The sequence below is a fragment of the Novipirellula herctigrandis genome (assembly GCA_007859835.1).
Taxonomy (GTDB): Bacteria; Planctomycetota; Planctomycetia; order Pirellulales; family Pirellulaceae; genus Novipirellula_A; species Novipirellula_A herctigrandis.
The window spans coordinates 327,995-346,046 of the sequence record SJPJ01000002.1 but is presented as its reverse complement, the minus strand read 5'-3'; the positions used below and the strand labels follow the sequence as shown (position 1 = coordinate 346,046).

General features: G+C 53.4%; 11 protein-coding genes. 6 read left to right on the top strand and 5 right to left on the bottom strand.

The window, feature by feature from the left end; all coding sequences use genetic code 11:
* Entirely contained in the window at positions 1-1,599 is a 1,599-nt protein-coding gene (locus tag CA13_RS32100) for an arylsulfatase (protein ID WP_146404198.1), read from the bottom strand.
* Positions 1,600-1,899: 300 nt separating this feature from the next.
* Positions 1,900-2,910: a 3-keto-disaccharide hydrolase gene (locus tag CA13_RS32095; RefSeq protein WP_146404197.1), complete on the bottom strand. Its 1,011-nt coding sequence runs from the start codon at positions 2,908-2,910 to the stop codon at positions 1,900-1,902.
* A gap of 304 nt (positions 2,911-3,214) precedes the next feature.
* Between CA13_RS32095 and CA13_RS32090 the strand changes: the two genes are divergently transcribed.
* The 3 genes from CA13_RS32090 to CA13_RS32080 all read left to right on the top strand — a co-directional run bounded on the left by CA13_RS32090 (position 3,215) and on the right by CA13_RS32080 (position 7,843).
* Positions 3,215-4,435 carry a hypothetical protein gene (locus CA13_RS32090; RefSeq protein ID WP_419195236.1) on the top strand — a complete coding sequence of 407 codons (1,221 nt, stop codon included), beginning with the start codon at positions 3,215-3,217 and terminating at the stop codon, positions 4,433-4,435.
* Positions 4,436-4,713: 278 nt separating this feature from the next.
* Complete coding sequence (locus CA13_RS32085) at positions 4,714-6,024, top strand: beta-ketoacyl-[acyl-carrier-protein] synthase family protein (protein WP_146404196.1); 1,311 nt, start codon at positions 4,714-4,716, stop codon at positions 6,022-6,024.
* Between the two features lie 190 nt (positions 6,025-6,214).
* On the top strand, positions 6,215-7,843 hold the full coding sequence (locus CA13_RS32080) for a DUF1559 domain-containing protein (protein ID WP_146404195.1): 1,629 nt from the start codon (positions 6,215-6,217) through the stop codon (positions 7,841-7,843).
* A 29-nt stretch (positions 7,844-7,872) separates the two neighbouring features.
* Here CA13_RS32080 and CA13_RS32075 read toward each other — a convergent pair whose 3' ends face one another.
* From CA13_RS32075 to mch, 3 genes are read right to left on the bottom strand one after another with little or no spacing between them, the layout of a single operon-like run.
* A complete protein-coding gene (locus CA13_RS32075; RefSeq protein WP_146404194.1) occupies positions 7,873-9,555 on the bottom strand; it encodes a fatty acid CoA ligase family protein in 1,683 nt (560 codons plus the stop codon).
* On the bottom strand, positions 9,552-10,463 hold the full coding sequence (locus CA13_RS32070; RefSeq protein WP_146404193.1) for an ATP-grasp domain-containing protein: 912 nt from the start codon (positions 10,461-10,463) through the stop codon (positions 9,552-9,554). Before CA13_RS32070 ends, CA13_RS32075 begins: the two co-directional genes overlap by 4 nt.
* The gene (gene mch, locus CA13_RS32065; protein WP_146404192.1) at positions 10,460-11,407 is read right to left on the bottom strand and encodes a methenyltetrahydromethanopterin cyclohydrolase; all 948 of its coding nucleotides are present in this window, start codon (positions 11,405-11,407) and stop codon (positions 10,460-10,462) included. Before mch ends, CA13_RS32070 begins: the two co-directional genes overlap by 4 nt.
* Positions 11,408-11,539: 132 nt before the next feature.
* Here mch and def point away from each other — a divergent pair, with 132 nt between their 5' ends.
* The 3 genes from def to CA13_RS32050 all read left to right on the top strand — a co-directional run bounded on the left by def (position 11,540) and on the right by CA13_RS32050 (position 17,964).
* Positions 11,540-12,124 (top strand): peptide deformylase, encoded by a 585-nt coding sequence (gene def / locus CA13_RS32060; protein WP_146404191.1) that lies wholly within the window; start codon positions 11,540-11,542, stop codon positions 12,122-12,124.
* Positions 12,117-13,082 (top strand): methionyl-tRNA formyltransferase, encoded by a 966-nt coding sequence (locus CA13_RS32055; protein ID WP_146404190.1) that lies wholly within the window; start codon positions 12,117-12,119, stop codon positions 13,080-13,082. Before def ends, CA13_RS32055 begins: the two co-directional genes overlap by 8 nt.
* Positions 13,083-13,518: 436 nt before the next feature.
* Positions 13,519-17,964 (top strand): vWA domain-containing protein, encoded by a 4,446-nt coding sequence (locus CA13_RS32050; protein ID WP_146404189.1) that lies wholly within the window; start codon positions 13,519-13,521, stop codon positions 17,962-17,964.
* Positions 17,965-18,052: the final 88 nt, after the last annotated feature.

Here is an 18,052-nt window from a genome sequence, read left to right as displayed (position 1 = left end):
CTACTTCGATTTTTGCTTCGGTTTCTTGACTGGGGCGTCCAGCGGAATCAATGGGAATTCGGTTGAAGGTGTTCGCACGGTCTGCATTTGATTGGCGAATTTGGCGACCAATTCGGGATGCTCCGCTGCGACATTGTTTTGTTCGCCAACGTCATCTGCAAGGTTGTAGAGTTCGATGTCTAGGTTTCCTTGTCTCATCCGTTGACGAATGGCCTTCCAATTGCCAACGCGAATCGATTGCTGACCTCCGTAGCCCGCAAATTCGCGGTACAAATAGGGCCGCGGTGGTTGTGTCTGACCCAATAGGCTTGGTACCAAGGAAATGCCATCGATGTCCTTAGGAATGGTGTCCGCCGCGCCCGAGAGTGTCAAAATCGTCGGCATCCAGTCTTCGAAACCACTGATGCGCTCACTTTCGCTGCCCTCTGCGATTTTGCCCGGCCAGCGGACAATTGTTGGCACTCGGACGCCACCTTCGTACAGCGATCCTTTTAATCCACGCAGTTCACCGACACTCGCAAAGAACTCATAGTCAACTTCCTCGCCAAGATGAGTCGTGCCGTTGTCACTGGTAAAGATGACGACGGTATTATTTGATAATTCAAGTTCATCGAGTAGACGAACCACATTGCCAACGTATCGATCGAGTCGGCTGATCATTGCCGCGTAAGCAGCCCGGGGAGTGAAGTGAGGCGTGTATCCAAAGCCCTTCCCGCGAGTAAACGGGGGATCGTTCCAACCAAGTGCGAGGTAGGGGGCCAAGTCTTCATCGGGAACATGCAAAGCCACATGTGGGATCACCGATGGATAGTAAAGAAAGAACGGACCTTCTTTATTGTCGCGGATAAATTGCAGTGCTTCGGCATGGATTCGATCCGGTGCATAGTCTTGTCCCTTGAACGATTGGTAACTCGTTGGATCGTTGGGGTCTGCGTCCTTGGGAAGCGACGCGTGACCGGGGACCGGCGGCGTATTATTCAATTCGATATGGACATCGTTATCCCATAGGTACGATGGGTAGTAGCTATGTGCATGAGCTTGGCAGTTATAACCAAAAAAACGGTCCACTCCCTGTTTCATGGGATTGCCGTTTGAGTCCGGCCCACCGAGTCCCCATTTGCCAAACGCTCCGGTGGTGTAGCCTTGTTTTTGCATTAACTCGGCAATCGTCACTTCGGAATCAGGGATCGGATACTGGCCTTCCGGTGGTGTCGACCGATTGTCACGTACGAACGCATGCCCTGGATTCTTTCCCGTCATCAACACGCATCGCGACGGTGCGCAAACGGCATTGCCGCTGTAATGTTGGGTCAATCGCATCCCCTCCGCCGCAAGTTGGTCGATGTTAGGCGTGCGAATTCGTTTTTGTCCGAAGCATCCCAATTCTTGATAGCCAAGATCATCGGCGACAATTAGCACGATGTTTGGCTGTTTGTTGGACTCGGCTTGAAGTGGTGTTGCGAAGTTCGTTTGCGCAACAATCACTGCAAATGCCGCAAAGGTAAGAATCGCCGTTCGATAGGGAACATACCGATCGAGTGACCGTCTGAATTTACCTTTTTCGGAACAATTCGTTGACTTGGAAAGGAACGGAATCATGTTGAATCCTCGTAGGTGGATCGTCGTTCAAGTGGCTGGTTACATTCATAACCAAACTTCGCTACCGCCGTCTTGAAATGGGGAGCTCGATTCTTGTTTCGGATCGCGCTGATTTTAACACGGCGAACAACGAATCAAGTTTCAAGATGGCGGAGGTTCATGGAAGTGTGACATTGTAGTCGATTTGACGGTGGGAAATGCGTTTGCAGCAACGCAATCCCCGTTCACAAAAAAATGATATTTGACGCAGGGGCAACTTTCATTGCGATGTCGCAAAGAAGAGACGGACGAGCGACCGGGCTAAGGCAATTCTAATATCGTGAGGTGTCGAAACTCGATCGGTGACCGAAATGCCTGCAGGACAATCGGGCCTTCCGCGGGAAGGGGAACGCGATGGTTCGGGTGGTTTTCCATTGTGATTCCATTGACAACGCACTTACCGTTGAGTGTGACCGTCACCTTATCCCCGATGATGGTGACAGTCGTGGAATTCCATTGGCCGATTGGATTGTCAGCGATTTCCGTAGGGTGCTTTGGGAATCGCTTATTGTTGTAGAGGCCACCCGATCCGATGCCCTGCCCCAGGCCATGAATGTGATCCCAGATTTGGACTTGTGGTATTCCACGCAGGAAAATTCCGCTGTCACCACCGGGGCCGATTCGCCATTCGCATCGAAATGTAAAGTTCTTGTAGGAGCGTTTGGTGGATAGATTCGCTTCTTCGCCCCCCTGTCCATCGAATCTCAGAATTCCATTTCGCGGTGACCAATGTTTCGATAGTTTGAAGGATAGGTCCCAAGCGTTTAAGTGATCCCCGTCCAATAGATTTATTGCAGACTCCCTTAAGCTTCCCGATTTCTTGAATGCTTCAAACTCTTGCTGAATGACCTCTGCTGTTGGGATATCACCATTTTGCGTGAGTTCTCGTACGGCCGACTCATACGCAGATTCTAAATTTCGCTTAGCAAGCGCCGTGCGCCGCTGGTATATACGAATCGATACCAAGGTTGGCAGGGTTCCCGAGGATGAAAAAGCATCTCTTTCCGATTGAAGTGCCTTTAGCGCATCTAAATCACCTCTGGCTTGTGCAATCGCGAGCGAGGAATCCAATGCTCTCAAGACGATGTCTCGCGCGTCCGAAGACGAATTCTTGTAGCTCGAAAAGGCGTCTTCGAGTTGGAGCAGAACGGCGTCTTTTGGCGGTAGCGGAGCCTGTTCTGCGAGCGGCTGCACAAGCGCGTCTTCGGCAATACCGATGGTCACAACGAACATTGCTGGTACGGCGAACAGTTTAAAGATCCTGATGTTCATGTCGTTGAAGTAGCCACATTTGTTTGCCGAACTATTGATGATTCGGGTTGGAGCGAGATAGGAAGGTATTTCCGCAGTATCAACGAAAAAATTATACCGTTTTGCATCAAGTGGGGGTGAGTGGAATTTCGCTTGTGAGAGGACGTTTCGCGGGATCCGTGCCGGGATCCGTGCCGGGGAGCGAGCGGGGTGCGGCGTACTAGGGCGATATGTCGATCGGATTTCTCCCTTGCCATCGATTCGACTCAACCGCTATAGCACATGGAAGTCCCCCTTTTGCTTTCCGGATGCAGGAATGGAATCGATGCGTTTCCCACTATTTTCTAGCTTGTCGCTGTTCGCAATTGTCGCGATTCTGACCTGTGATTTTTCGAATGCTCAGGCTCCTGCGGCCCCCCAGGGCCAAGGATTTGGATTGCCCGGTGGCGCAACGCCACCAAGTTTGCAGCAATCCCCGCAAACGCCTCCGCCGGCTGCGGCAAACCGTCCAAACGCCGGCCAGGTCACGGGGGGTGGTCAATTGCCCCGCAGTGCTGGTCAAGAACATCGTGTTTACGACCTGACGCCCTACACACGCTACCTGACCAAGCACGACCATCCCGAACAAGCGGTTGTGGATTGGATTCTACGAGAAACTGGGACGGATGTTTGGTTTTCGGAACCGTTTGGATTTATGAACGCCAGTCGGGACAAATTGTCCGTATATCACACACCCGAAGTCCACAACCTAATCGGTGGGATTGTCGATCGATTCGTCGCTGGCGAAGTCGAACCCCAAATCATGCACTTGCGGTTGATGACCGTTGGCAACCCAAATTGGCGTGCTCGCGCACACATGCTCATGACGCATGTTCCGGTCGATTCGCCCGGCGTCCAGGCATGGATTTTGAGCAAAGAAAACGCAGCAATGGTGTTGAATTTGCTACGTCAGCGCACCGACGCTCGTGAAGTGCAAGGCGTCGACATGCCGGTATTTAATGGGCAAACGGAGAATTTGTCACAAATTCGTGGACGTAATTACGTTCGAAATGTACGTGAATCACCCAACGGTTGGCCTCCGTACGAACCCGAGACGGGCGAGGTGCTAGAAGGATATCGTTTGTCACTTAGCCCATTGCTTAGTACCGATGGTCGGGTGATTGATTGCATGATCAAAGCTGACATTGACCAAGTGGACAAGTTGAACGGGGTCGAAGTGGAGTTGCCGCTTCGTAATCAACAAATTCATCGAACTCGGATCGAGGTGCCACAGGTCGTTAGTTGGCGATTGCACGAGCGATTTCGTTGGGAATCAGATAAGGTGTTGCTGCTGTCATGCGGAGTCGTTGCTAGTCCGGAGCGGTCGGCCGGCTCATCGCTGTTAAATCTCGATGCCTTTACAGGTACCACCTCGGGTCGAGCGGACGCGTTGCTATTTATCGCGTTCCGTGGACGAGCTTCGGAAAACTTGACGACGCCCAGTATGGGGGTTCCCCAAACGGCTTCTGCGATCCCGTACGCCGCACCCAACCGAGGCCGCTATTAGTGTGGTCGAGTTAGCTTGTTTAAGTTAGCTTGTTTGATGGGGCCGCGATCATCGACGCGATCCCTGTGAAAAACAAAGATCATTGCCCGATAGCGATGAAACAGAGACAAACCACGAATCGCAGGCAAACGACAGCGTCCAAAACCGGCTGCCATTTCCGATTTCACCCCCCCCTCAAAGGTTTGCCCTTATCTGTTTAGAATGGCTCGGTTGAACGAACCGAAGTCTTTCCCATTCACCCATTTAGCAAACTCGTCGGCCACGGCCGCCTACCTTTTATGGACAGATCCGAACCTTGCCGAGTGGTCATTACAGGCCGAGGCGTTGTTAGCCCTCTTGGAAACGATCCCGCGGCCATGCTAATGGCCCTCAAGAGCGGAACGAGTGGCGTTCGTGCGTTCACGCAAGTCCCCACGGGTGTGCTGTGTGTCGATCATGGTGCCGAGGCGATCGATTTTACCGGGCATATTTCCAACTACGGACCGCTCGAAAAAACACTCCAGCGGACGATTCGCAAGGGCAGCAAAGTGATGTGCCGCGAAATCGAAATGGGAGTCGCCGTCGCTCAACTCGCCATGCATGACGCGGGATTGACCGAAGACCAGCGTGATCCCGAGCGAGTGGGCGTTTTGTACGGATGTGACTATATCATGTCGCTTCCCGAAGAGTTCATCGGCGGGATTCGCAAGTGCATGGATGAAGACGGCAATTTCGATTTCGATCGATGGGGGCAAGAAGGCAAACCGGAGGTCAACCCGTTGTGGCTGCTAAAGTACTTGCCCAACATGCCTGCTAGCCATATCGCGATCTACAACAATTTGCGTGGTGCCAACAATTCGCTGACCGTTCGCGAAGCGTCCGCTGGTGCGGCACTTGGCGAAGCGGTTTCGACGATCCAACGAGGGCACGCCGATGCATTGATTGTGGGGGCAACGGGATCACGCGTTCACCCGCTGCGGACGCTGCACGCATCGCTGCAGGAGAAATTGGCCGCTGACACGAGCGATCCGTCCAAAATGAGTCGCCCGTTCGACGTTACGCGAGATGGCAGTGTGGTGGGTGAAGGCGCGGCCGCCTTTGTTTGTGAATCACTCCAGCATGCTCAAAAACGTGGCGCGACGATTATCGGCGAGATCGTTGGTTACAGCAGTAGTGCGGTCGGCCCCACAGCCGGAGCGGACTATCTGAGACAAGCGATTCGCAATGTTTTGAAAGGTGCGCTCGGAACAGCCGATCCGAAATCGATTGGCCACATCAATGCACATGGCTTAGGAACGATCGAATCGGACCGTGACGAAGCCGCCGCAATCGCGGACGTATTTGGTGCATCGAAAGATCAACCGCCCGTTACGACCGCCAAAGGCCACTTCGGAAATTTAGGTGCCGGAGGTGGGATGGTGGAAATCGTCGCTAGTCTTGATTCGCTCGGTGACGAACTCTTTACGATTCTGAATTGCAATGACTTGGACCCCGAGTGTCCGATCAACGCATGTATGGAATCGGGAACACCTGCGGGTGATGAATTCGTCAACGTGAACGTCACCCCGCAAGGTCAAGCCTCGGCGGTAAGAATCCGCCGCTTTGCTTAACACGCGACCACCTGTTCTTGCGAGTCGGCTTCGTCGCCTCGAATGCTGCTGCTCCGCGCGAATGCGGCTGCTCCGCGCGAATGCTGCTGCTCCGTTATGCGCCCCTGACTTTGGTATACTTTACGCTTGACTCGTTGTCATAAGCCCATTCGTCCGAGAATAGCGTTTTCCAAACGATGCGGAGTTTTCAATGTTCAGAAGTTGGTCTGTTTGTCTCGCGTCTTTCACATTGCTTTGTACTGCGAGCGTAAACGGTTTTGCGCAAGACGGTGGTCGACTATCGAGTGATTTCATTCCGCCCGATGCGGTCGCCGCTGTCTTTTATCCGGTCCAGGAGGTTCTTACGGACCCTGAACTAGAGATGCTTCCGATCGAGATCTTCCAGGCGAAAGTGATCGAAGAAGTGGGGGTCGATCCACTTGACCTTTTACGCATCAAAGTGGTTGCCGGAATGCCAGGCCCGCAGGGCCCACAGGCGGGAATGGTGATTGAAACGTCGAAGGCTTATCAGATCAGCGATCTGAAACCTCAGTGGTTGGTGTCGCCCGAGCCGCATGATGAAGAGGGGGTGTCGGTGTGGTCGCTTTCGGAAATCCCTGGAGCCGTGTTGTATCGCAAAGACGATTCGACCTTCATTGTTGCGATGGGCGGATACCTGAAACCAATGCTCGATGCGGACGGACAAGCGCTCGATGCGGACAAACAGGCGGGAACGCTTGCTCAATTGGTGTCGAAGCTTATGCCACGCGATGGGATCAATGTGGTGGCCGTGATGGATGGCATTCGCCCGATGGTCACGGGACTCCTTAAACAAAACGGGGACAGCCTGCCCCCGCCTCTTAGCGGATGGACCGAGTTCGCGGAATTGACCGATGCAATGCTAGTCAATCTTGATTATGGATTGATGAGTGGGCTTTTAAGCGTTTCGCTACTTGGCCGTGATGAAGCTGCGGCAGAGGAATTGGAGCAATTGATCAATCAGTCGATTGATTTTGGCCGCGACATTGCAGTCAACGAAATGACAAAGAATGTGCATGGAGAGAGCCAACTCGTCGAGGAAGCAACTCTTAAGTACATCGATCGGATGTCGACCAAACTATCTGGATTGGCCCGACCGAAACGGTCAGGTCGACGAGTTCAAGTGGACCTTGAAGGCTCTATCGCAACGACCGGTGTGTTGGTGGCTTTGTTATTGCCGGCGGTCCAAGCATCCCGCGAGGCCGCCCGCCGCATGTCGGCAAGCAACGGTTTGAAACAGATTGGTTTGGCGTTGCACAACCATCACTCTGCATATCGATCGCTTCCCGATCGGGCGATTCGCGATGCCGATGGAAAGCCGCTGCTTAGTTGGCGTGTGGCAATCCTACCTTTCCTCGAAGCCAACGAACTCTATGACCAATTCCATTTAGATGAACCCTGGGACAGTCCCCATAATCGCACGTTGATTCCTTTGATGCCAAAAACATTCGTCGACCCCAGTGCGCCGTTGGCGCCTGGAATGACGGTTTTCCAGTTGCCGGTCGGCACGGAGGTGTTTTTCCCCGAGGAAGGAACTCGCAAATTTCGCGACGTTATTGATGGTTTGTCGACAACGATCATGGTCATTGAAGCGAACCGCGATCAGGCGGTCGAGTGGACGAAGCCACAAGACGTCCAAGTCGACTTGGATAACCCGCTGCCGCAATTCGGAAATAGCCACCCAGGCGGATGCCACGTTTTGTTTGGTGACGGTGCCGTCAAATTCATTTCATCAAGCATCGATTTGGGAACGATCAAGGCGATGCTGACCTATAGTGGCAAAGAACCGATCGGAAGGTAGGGGCACGTTTTGAAACGCTTCTGCGCCGATCAGACTTTGCTTTGGATTTCTTCGGATAACCGTTCACGAAAGATTTTGCTGTTGTGGCGAATGTCCACGGGCAATGGTTTGGTGCGAATGATGATTTCCTCGATACGTCGCGTGATGGGGTTGCGAGCGGCTAAATCAAGCAATTCTGCTTGTAATGCTTCTCGCTCTGTATCGTTATTCGGTTGATCTTTGGCAAAGGTTTCCACCATCACCACGGGGATTTGGTTGGGTCGTTGACCTTTTCCGACCAGCGCGCTTCGGTAAACCGAGGGGTGTGAATTAAACACTGCCTCGCACGGAATCGTGAACAGGGTTCGATTTTCCATCACGACTCGATGGGCTTTGCGTCCACAAAACCAAAAACGGTCTCGATCATCCAGGTATCCCACGTCGCCCATGCGATGCCAGACGCGATCACCATCGCGAACCTTGTGCATAGGATTCTGATCCGATCGGACAACATATTCAGTAGTGACCATGGGGCCGCTGACCATTAATTCGCCAATTTTCCCGCGCGGCATTTCGGACGTCTCGGAGATATCGTCGATTGGACCATCTTCAATTTTGATCACTCGCCATTGAACTCCTTCAAATCGACTTCCGACACAAACCCCTTTTCCTTTCGCCGTCGCAGGTCCGGTTTCAGCGATCACTTCGCGAGATTCAATCGATGCGATGGGAAGTGCTTCGGTGGCACCGTACGGAGTCACGATCATTGCATCGGGATCGATCAGTGTGCGCAACTTTTCGAGCGTCACCGCGGGGACGGGCGCACCGGCGGAAAGCACTCGGCGCAGCGTCGGGAACGGACGCTCGACTTTGTTATTTTCGCACCACGTTACCACCGTATTCCAAAGCGCGGGTGAGCCGAATGCTTGATCGACTTCCCATTGGTTTGCCGCTTCGATCAACCGCATTGGGTTCACATCCGCCGGGCGAGTCGGGTCCATGTCGGGAATAATCGTCGTTACTCCCATGACAGCATCAAACAATCCAAACAGCGGAAAACAGGCTAAATCACGCGACCCTCGGTGGATATCGTATCGTTCGCGAATCCGCTCGATTTGGGCGTGGAAGGTACCGTGTGTATAGAGGACTCCCTTTGGCGGCCCGGTGCTTCCGGTTGTAAAGATGATCGCCGCTTGATCGGTTTGGTCCACTTTGGGAAGTGTGGCGTTGTCCGCTTTTTGGCCAAGTTCCATAATCTGGTCAAGCGTCTTTCCACCCCAAAACCAACGACGGCCCACGGTCACGTTCCATTTAGCGGTGGGAAAATGTTTTCGCAGGACGCTTCGGATCATTTGTGCTTTGGGGATACCGACAAAGCCATCGGGGCGAGATTCGCTGAGGCATTTGACGAGATGTTTTTTGCCGATGCCGGGATCGATCAGCACGGCAACCGCACCTGTTTTGAGTAGTGCGAAAACCAGTTCGATAAATTGCCCACCAAACGGAACCAACATCCCCAATCGCATCCCGGGCTTGACGCCCCATGCAATCAGGCCTTTCGCGATGTTGTCGCTGCGCTGGTCGAGTTGTTCGAATGTGGTGAGATTGTAGTGACGTAATCCGTCGGGCCGCGGCGGACCATCGGGTTCCGCGATCGCGATTCCTGCGGGGGTCAGTGCGCTAACGATTTTCAAACGATGGGCAACGTTTCCATCCGTAGGGCTGCAATTCATTGGTTTGCCTCCTTGGTTTGTAGCACGGTCTCGATAATCAAAGAGGCGATGTCATGGTCACAAACCGATTGCAATCCCTTCCATCCAGGCACGCCGTTGACTTCTAAGACTCGAGGCGGGCCGTCGGCGGAATCGAGCATGTCAACCGAGGCAATGGTCAATCCAAGCGATGAGGTGATATGGTGTGCCATGTCGATTTGTTCGTTAGTCGGTTCGATTGCGATCGTACGAGCGCCTTGAGAAAAATTGGTCCGAAAATCGGTGTCGTTTTGCCGTCGTGCGGCTACGATGCGATCACCGATGACAAGCAATCGAGTGTCGCGTCCACCCGGAGGCACGAACGCTTGGATGTAGAATGCCGCATCAATTTGTTCGAGGGTCGAGAAAGCGTACCATGCCAATTGAGGATCTTGAATCCGCATCACTCCACGACCTTCGCCGCCAAAGATCGGTTTGACAATACAATCACCCCCGAGTCGTTTGAACGCTACAACTGCTTCACCGCGTGATTGAACAACGATGGTGTCAGGGACAGCGAAACCAAGCCGAGCGATGTGGGCCAGGGTCGCGAATTTGTCGATCGCCAGCTCTAAGCTGCTAGGTGCGTTGACGACAGGCACCGCGTTGGCACCAAGCGAATGCAATACGGCCAGTCGAAAGGTGATCTTTTCGAGTGATCCCGTCGGCATGGTGCGAGTGAGCACAGCATCAAAATCGTCAATCCGTTTGGCGTCGGGTGAAAACGTGCCGCAGCCTAACTCAACTTGGTCGTGACAAATGATTTTGGCATAGAGCGATTCATAATCGCGAAAGGCGATTTTGCATTGGTGACGTGCGGCCGCTTTTCGGAGTTCGTTGGCGTGCCACCCTTCCCCCGCCCCGAGTGCTAAAATTTTTGCGCCGCTCATGATAGAAATGACTGGCGAAGCAGGGCCGTTTCAATTTGCCCAACATTCCATGTCCGGCCACTGCGAAGATTGTGAATCGTCACGACCGCAGGGCTAAACAGTTGTGGGTCAACTTTGTAGAAGTCGAAATCATAGGTTTTGAAGATTTTTGCGAACGGTTGTCCGTGGTCGGGACTGCTATTACTGGGAACATTCGCGGCGACATTTTCAATTTCATCATCGCTGGCATCGGTCCACAATGTCACGCTTGCGCCATACAGAATGGCATCGTTGGTTCGTCCAATGCCACCAATCGAGTCACCTGGTTTCGCGGGGGGGGGCAAGGGTGCGTGCCCAGTAGCGGAAACGATTTGCCGGACATCAAACTTCAAAGCGTGTAGTTTGTGGAGTGCCGTTTCAATCGACCGGGCAACCACTTGGATGTTGCCGGCGATCGACGAGCTTGGTGCGATGGCAAGTCGAACTTGCGCAGGTGGGACTTTGCACTGATCGGAAATCAATTCAATCGCGGATTGGGTCGGCAATTTATCCGATTCTAAAACGCCAAAAACGGTCGACGCAGTTTCGTTTATTTTCAATTCGGTAAGCAGTTCTTCGCGGCCTCGAGCTGCTCTCATGGGGCCGCTACCCATGGCAAAAAAATCATCGGTGTGAATGGGCCATCCGGCGTATTGGGCTGCTAAACAGGCGCCGATCGGATCGTCTGTTCGAACGAAAACCGCATTGGGACTAACGAAAGACCTCTCATCGCATGGGACAAGGGTCACTTCGGCACGATCCGCAAGGCACAAACGAGCCAGCCCAACGCCTGCTGCGAGCGATCCAGCGGTGTGAACGCCAGCGTCGAGGACGCTGGCACCGGCAACGGTTGAAGCGACGATTCGCTTCGAAATGGCGGTATCGCTTAGGTGGTCGAAAAGCGAAAACGTGTGTAGATTAAACATAGATAAACTGTCGCCGAGTCGAATGGCTCTGTCTAGGGTAACGAAAATGATCTGCCAGCGTAAAAGCGTGGAAATCGTTCATCCTGTTGGCGTCTTACTGCCGTGTCCTCTGATTTCTCGCATCTACCACTCATGCCTTTAAGCATCATTCAGTATCCGCATCCGACGCTGCGGTATCGTAGCAAACCGATTCGTCGCGTTGACAAAGATCTGCGAGCAATTGCCGATGAGATGCTGCATTTGATGTACGAGTTTAATGGCGTGGGTTTAGCAGCTAACCAAGTCAATTTGCCGCTGCGAATGTTTGTGGCTAATCCGTCGGGGCAACGGGACGAAGGGGAAGAAATGATCCTCGTGAACCCCGAATTGCAAATGCCGCGTGGGAATGAATCGGACCAAGAGGGGTGTTTGAGTCTGCCGGGATTGTTTGGACAAGTGAAACGCCCCAAAGCGATTCGGCTCAGTGCGTATGATTTGAAGGGGAATGCGATTGAACGAGATGTCGATGGCTTCTTGGCTCGCGTCTTGATGCATGAAAATGATCACCTCGACGGAGTACTGTTTTTTGATCGAATGAGCGAAGAGGGGAAACGTGAATTGCTCGATCCTCTGGGCGAATTCGAAACGGATTTTCGGTCCCAACAATCGACTGGTGCGATTTCACCAGACGAAGAACTGATTGCAGGATTGGCGGAGTGGACCAAGCGATATGCCTGATGAAGTGCCCCAAAATAAGAAACTTCGTTTGATCATGATGGGAACGGGTCCGTTCGCGGTTCCTTCGTTTGAGGCCCTGCGGTTAGCAGGACATTCGATCCCATTGGTTGTCACTCGACCGCAACCGCCCGTGAAAAGTCGCAAAAAAGCTCCTGATTCGCCCGTGCGAGTGTGGGCGAATGAGCACCAATTGGACCTCGATGATCCCGATAGTATCAATGACGAACCAGCGGTAGAGCGAATGAAGTTGCTGGCGGCTGATTTGTTGGTGGTTTGTGACTATGGACAAATTCTCAAGCCAGCGGCGCTTGGGGCTGCTTCGCTTGGTGGAATCAATTTGCATGGTTCGCTACTTCCGGCCTATCGTGGTGCGGCTCCCGTTCAACGAGCCCTGCTCAGTGGCGACTCGGTAACGGGCGTTTCGGTGATCCACATGACGCCTAAATTGGATGGTGGGCCCATTATCGCGACGCGACAAACTCGGATCCAAGATCACGAAACGGCGGGGGAACTCGAAGAGCGATTGTCGACGCTTGGGATTGACGCCACGCTCGAAGCGGTCGACCGATTGATCGCTTGGGATGGCCACAGCGATCTTGGCCAAAGGCAAGACCCTGCCAACGTGACGCGTGCTGCACGATTGTCGAAGGCCGAAGGCGAGATCCTTTGGGACCAGCCTGCTCGGATGATCGATTGCCATGTGCGGGGGATGCAACCATGGCCAATTGCATACACATTTGTATCGGTCCAGTCGAAGAAGGAACTGGTGCGAGTGGCGATCAAAGAGGTTCGAATTGGTGACGAGGTCCCGCCAGGAACCAAGCCGGGCACGATAGTGGTTGAGGGCGGATTCAAGTTTGCCAGCCGAGATCGGTTCGTCGAAATCATCAAGCTTCAACCGTCCGGTAAGCGAGAGATGGCGGCTCAGGAGTTTCTACGCGGTCATACGTTCGGTTGATGGTTTGATTGGATTCTTCGTCATCATCCTAATTTGTCTGATAATCCACCCGCAGATGGCTGAACGTTTTAGGGGATTTTGCTGGTGATCAGAAATAATGGGTGATTCTGGCACGGTTCTAGCGTTTATAGCCTTCTCATTCGGTCGATCGAGGGTTTTGATCGGTTGTGATGTGCAAGCGTGCAACAGGTGTTGCAGATTGCAACACCTACAATCGGAATCTTCCCGCCGAAGGGGACCGGAAAGCTTGGTTTTTTCGTGGCGAAGTCACTGCATCGGAAATAGACTCTAGTGCAGGGAATGCCCCGAATCGGCCCGCGTTCCCGAAACCTTACAACTGATACCAACGATCGATTTTTAAGAATCGACCTCCTTTTCGAGCCACACCCACGAGACACGCACCATGCGTTTTTTGTCACTGCGGAGACCTACACAGATGGAATTGCGACCCCTCGCATCATTCGTCCAAATTTCACAGCCTCGTTGGCGTTACGGCGTTTTCGTCGCTCTCGCTTATGTCGTGGCCCTCACCGGCGCTTTGATGGCGACGGCGGTAAACGCGGAAACCGAATCGCAGGTTGATGATGCTCAAGTACGCATCACCAGCTATGCGAGTCCATCGGGTGATGCCTACTTTGCCGCTTCGATACAGCCGTCGGCCAGCGATTCGATGATCCAAGCGACTGCGAAAGCAGACGCAGACGTGGTCATCATCGTTGACACATCCGCTAGCCAAGCGGGCGAGTTTCGGGCTGATTCCATTGCAACGGTTCGTGCTTTGACCGACCAACTTGATTCGGCCGATCGCGTGCGAATTTATGCTGCGGACGTGAATGCAGTCGATTTGAGTGGCGATTTTGAAATGGCTAATTCATCGCTGACGGCGGATGCATTTGCGAAGCTTGACCAGCGACTGCCACTCGGAAATACGAATCTGATTTCGGCACTCCATACGACTCGGGCTGCATTGGTCGCACGCCCACAAAGCCACACACGGTCGATCGTCTATGTTGGCGATGGTGCTTCGATTGAAGCGACGGCGGACAAGAAACGTTTTGAATCGCTTGTTGATGCCCTGCGTGCAGATCATATTTCGGTCCATAGCGTGATGGTTGGGCCAACAACCAATGTCGAATTGCCTGCGATTTTGGCAAATCAAACCGGTGGCGTTCTGGGGTTTGTTGCGGCAACCGAAGGCAGCCGCCCCGTCGATATCGCTCGATATGTCGGAAAATCAGCATCGACTTCTCCGATCTGGATCAACAGTGTGACGTTGATCGACGGGATGTCGAGTGTTCAACAAGATCGTTTGCCACCGTTGCGAGTGGATCGCGATTCAATCCTGCTTGGACGTATTGGCGGCGAAGCGAAGAAGGATGGGGAACTCAAATTTATCGGCGAAACTACCTCTGCCAAAATTGAAATCACCACTGACGCTCACGTGGAAGCGAGCCATCCTGACTTCTCATTCTTGTGTGCCATGGTCGAGCAATCGACGATCGACCGCGGGTTGATGTTGCCGTCGGCAGGCTCGCCCCTGCTACGTGAATCGGCTCGTTTGTTAGCTCTGCAAGCGGACGAATTGGTCCGCGCTGGTAATTTGGCCATCAAACAGGGGAATCTTCGTGGAGCTCGGACGATCGCTCAAAAAGCACTAGAAATTGATCCTGAGAACCCCGAAGCTCAAGCGATTGAAAAGGCTTCAAGCAACGGAAAAAAGTTGATTATCCAGAACGATGATCCGTTCGGAAACTTGTTCGGTGGTGAATCGAGCCCCGTTGATGTTCCTGCGGAAGCACCGCTTGACGCCGCTCCTCAAGGCGATGTATTCGGTGGCGAAACCGTTGAGGCGGATCCAATGGGATTCGATCAAGCAGCTCCCGCACAAGCAACTCCTGCACAAGCAACTCCTGCACAAGCAACTCCCGCACAAGCAGCTCCCGCACAAGCAACTCCTGCACAAGCGGTACCTCAGCAAGCTTTCCCACAAGCCCAGGCACCGCTTTCCCAAGACAATTTTTTTGGCCCACCTGTCGGTGACGATGAATTGCTTGAATCGGGTGGCGAATTGCTTAACCGCGTTGAAGCTCAACAATCGGCGGTCGAAGGTCGTTGGCGTGCCGAGGTGAATGCACAACTAAGTGCATCAAGTCGCAACATGCGAAAGGATCCAACGGGCGTATCCGGGGCATTGAAGAGTTTGCTCGGATCGTTGCAAGCGGAACCCGAACTTGATCCAGGGACTCGTCAGGAATTGATGTCCCAAGTTCGCTCGGCAATTCAAATTGCAAGCCGCCGGGAAGCGGAGTTCTTGGATCAACAGATGAATCTTGAACAAATGGCCAAGGGTGCGAACGCGTCCGCGCGGCTGCTCGAAGAAACGTTCCGCAACGAAGACACGCTAAAAACCCTGTCGGAACAGATGAACGCGTTGATCGACGAAGGTCGTTACGAAGAAGCGGATGGCGAAGTGTCGATTCCGTTTGCTCGTTTGGCGGGTGATACGGTCACTCGCGATTCGGTCGCAGGTCGTCATTTCACCGATTTCCCACTTTGGCTACAAACGTACGCACGTGACCGTCGTTATACGGAACTTCGCGAGCGAAATTACATCGATGCGATGTCGTTGGTACTCAAAGCTCATGTTCCCTTCGTCGACGATCCGCCGATCGTTTATCCGGAAGCGGAAACTTGGCAAAGATTGAGCCGTCGTCGTTTGGAACGATATGGTGCAATTGAATTGGTCGGTGACAACGAGAGCGAAAGAAAAATCCAAGCGAGTCTTGGGGATGAGACGACGCAGAACTTTGTTGAAACGCCTTTGGAAGAAGCGATTCAGAAACTATCGACGGATCACGATATTCCAATCGTCGTCGATCGTCGCGCTCTCGAAGAAATCGGTTTGACTCCGGACCAACCCATTACAGTTAGTCTTGAAAACGTATCGTTACGTTCGTTCTTGCGTCTGATGCTCCGTGAACATGAGCTGACCTACATGATCAAGGACGAAGTGATGCAGATTACGACCAAAGAAGCTGCTGAGGACAACCCAAAATTGATGGTTTATCCAGTCGGTGACTTGGTGATTCCAATCATGAGCATGGGCGGCATGGGCGGCGGCATGGGTGGCGGCATGGGCGGCGGCATGGGTGGCGGCATGGGCGGCGGCGGCATGGGCGGCGGCGGCATGGGCGGCATGGGCGGCGGCGGCATGGGCGGCATGGGTGGCGGCGGCATGGGCGGCGGTATGTTTGCTGTGCCTGACGACATTTCGCTTCAAAGCAAAGCTTCTGCCAGTGAATCCGCTAGCTCGACAAGCAATCTACCCGCGAAGTCAGTCGATACAATTTCGCGTTTCGACATCAAGCCAATTCGTTTGCAATTGACCGAAGGGCAAACCAAGGTCCAAGCTTGGGACGCCTTCTTTACATCCGTGAAAATCGAAAACGCCGAAGATCTTACGATTCTTGATCAACGGATTCGTACGACGCTCCGTGAGTATTCAATCAAAGCTTCCAGGGCTCAAGAAGCGAGTGACCGTGAGGTGGCGATTGGCTTCTTTGCCGATTCCCGGGATTTGATTGCGGCTGCGATGCGTGCGGGTCACGGCCAACCGTGGATGTACCAAGCGTATGCCATCGCGTTACAAGCAACCGATGCTCCACGTGAACAGATCGAACGAGCGTTGTTATCGGCTGTTGACTTTGCCGAATTCCCCGAAGAATTACTTCACGTTGCCGCTAGGCTCGACGAAGTTGGTAGTGGTGCAGCCGCTTTGGAATTGTGCAAGAAAGTAGCGGGCGTTGATCCTTATCGCCGCGAAGCCTACTCGATGGGCCTTCGCATTGCTAAAGAACTGAACGATATCGACGGTTTGTCGTGGGCATGTTGTGGCGTTTTAAGTCAAGCGTGGCCTGAAAAATTGCAAGCCATCGTCGAAGACGCTCGATTGACCGCGCGTGCCACACACAGTGAGCTCGTTGCCGAAGGTCGGACCGAAGATGCCAAGAAATTTGGTGATGCGTTACGCCTCGCTTCTTCGCACGACGTCTTGGTTCGTGTTTCATGGACGGGGGATGCCGATTTGGACTTAGCCGTTGAGGAACCATCGGGGACCGTTTGCTCGATGGATTCCCCCTTATCGGCCGGTGGTGGCACGCTGATGGGCGACGCCTTCCCAGGTCATGGTGATGACGAAGTCGGAATGGTTTCGGAAACTTACGTCTGTCCGCAAGGGTTCACCGGAAAATACCGTCTGCTGATTCGGCGTGTATGGGGCCAAGTGTCCACGGGTCAAGCAACCGTGGAAATCGTCACGGATGTCGGACGTATGAGCCAACGCTATATCCGCGAAGAAATCCCGGTAGGCGACAAGGACGCGCTCGTTGTGTTCGAAGTCAAAGACGGTCAGCGACAAGGCGAAATCGCAGCAGCTCAATTGGAAAGCCTTCGCAAGGAACAACGCGGCATCAACCGCGACATGTTAGGTCAATTCGGGGGTTTGCCTGGGCAAGGGAACTCGGCAGAGGTCCTAAGTGATCTTTACCGAGACATTCAGGCTTTGACCGGTGGAAGTACCGGAGGATTGACCGGCGGTGCTGTGAACCAAGGGAATTTCCGACGCGGTGCAGTTGGTTTCCAGCCTGAGATCACGACGATTCCCGAAGGTGCAATGTTGATGACGCTGGCCATCATTTCGGCCGATCGGCGGTATGTTCGGATTTCACCGACTCCGTTCTTCTCACAGATTGGGGACGTCAGTACGTTTAACTTCGTATCTGGCGAAGGAACAACAACCCCAGGCGGTGGAGGTGGCGGAGGTCTAGGCGGTGGCGGCTTCGGCGGTGGTGGCGGTGCAGCTGGTGGTGGCGGAACGCTTTAGCAGTCGGTCGATACTACGAAAGATCAATCCGATCGATGGATCGGATTGATCGAAGTGACCGGGTTCAAAAAACGGATCCAATTCAATC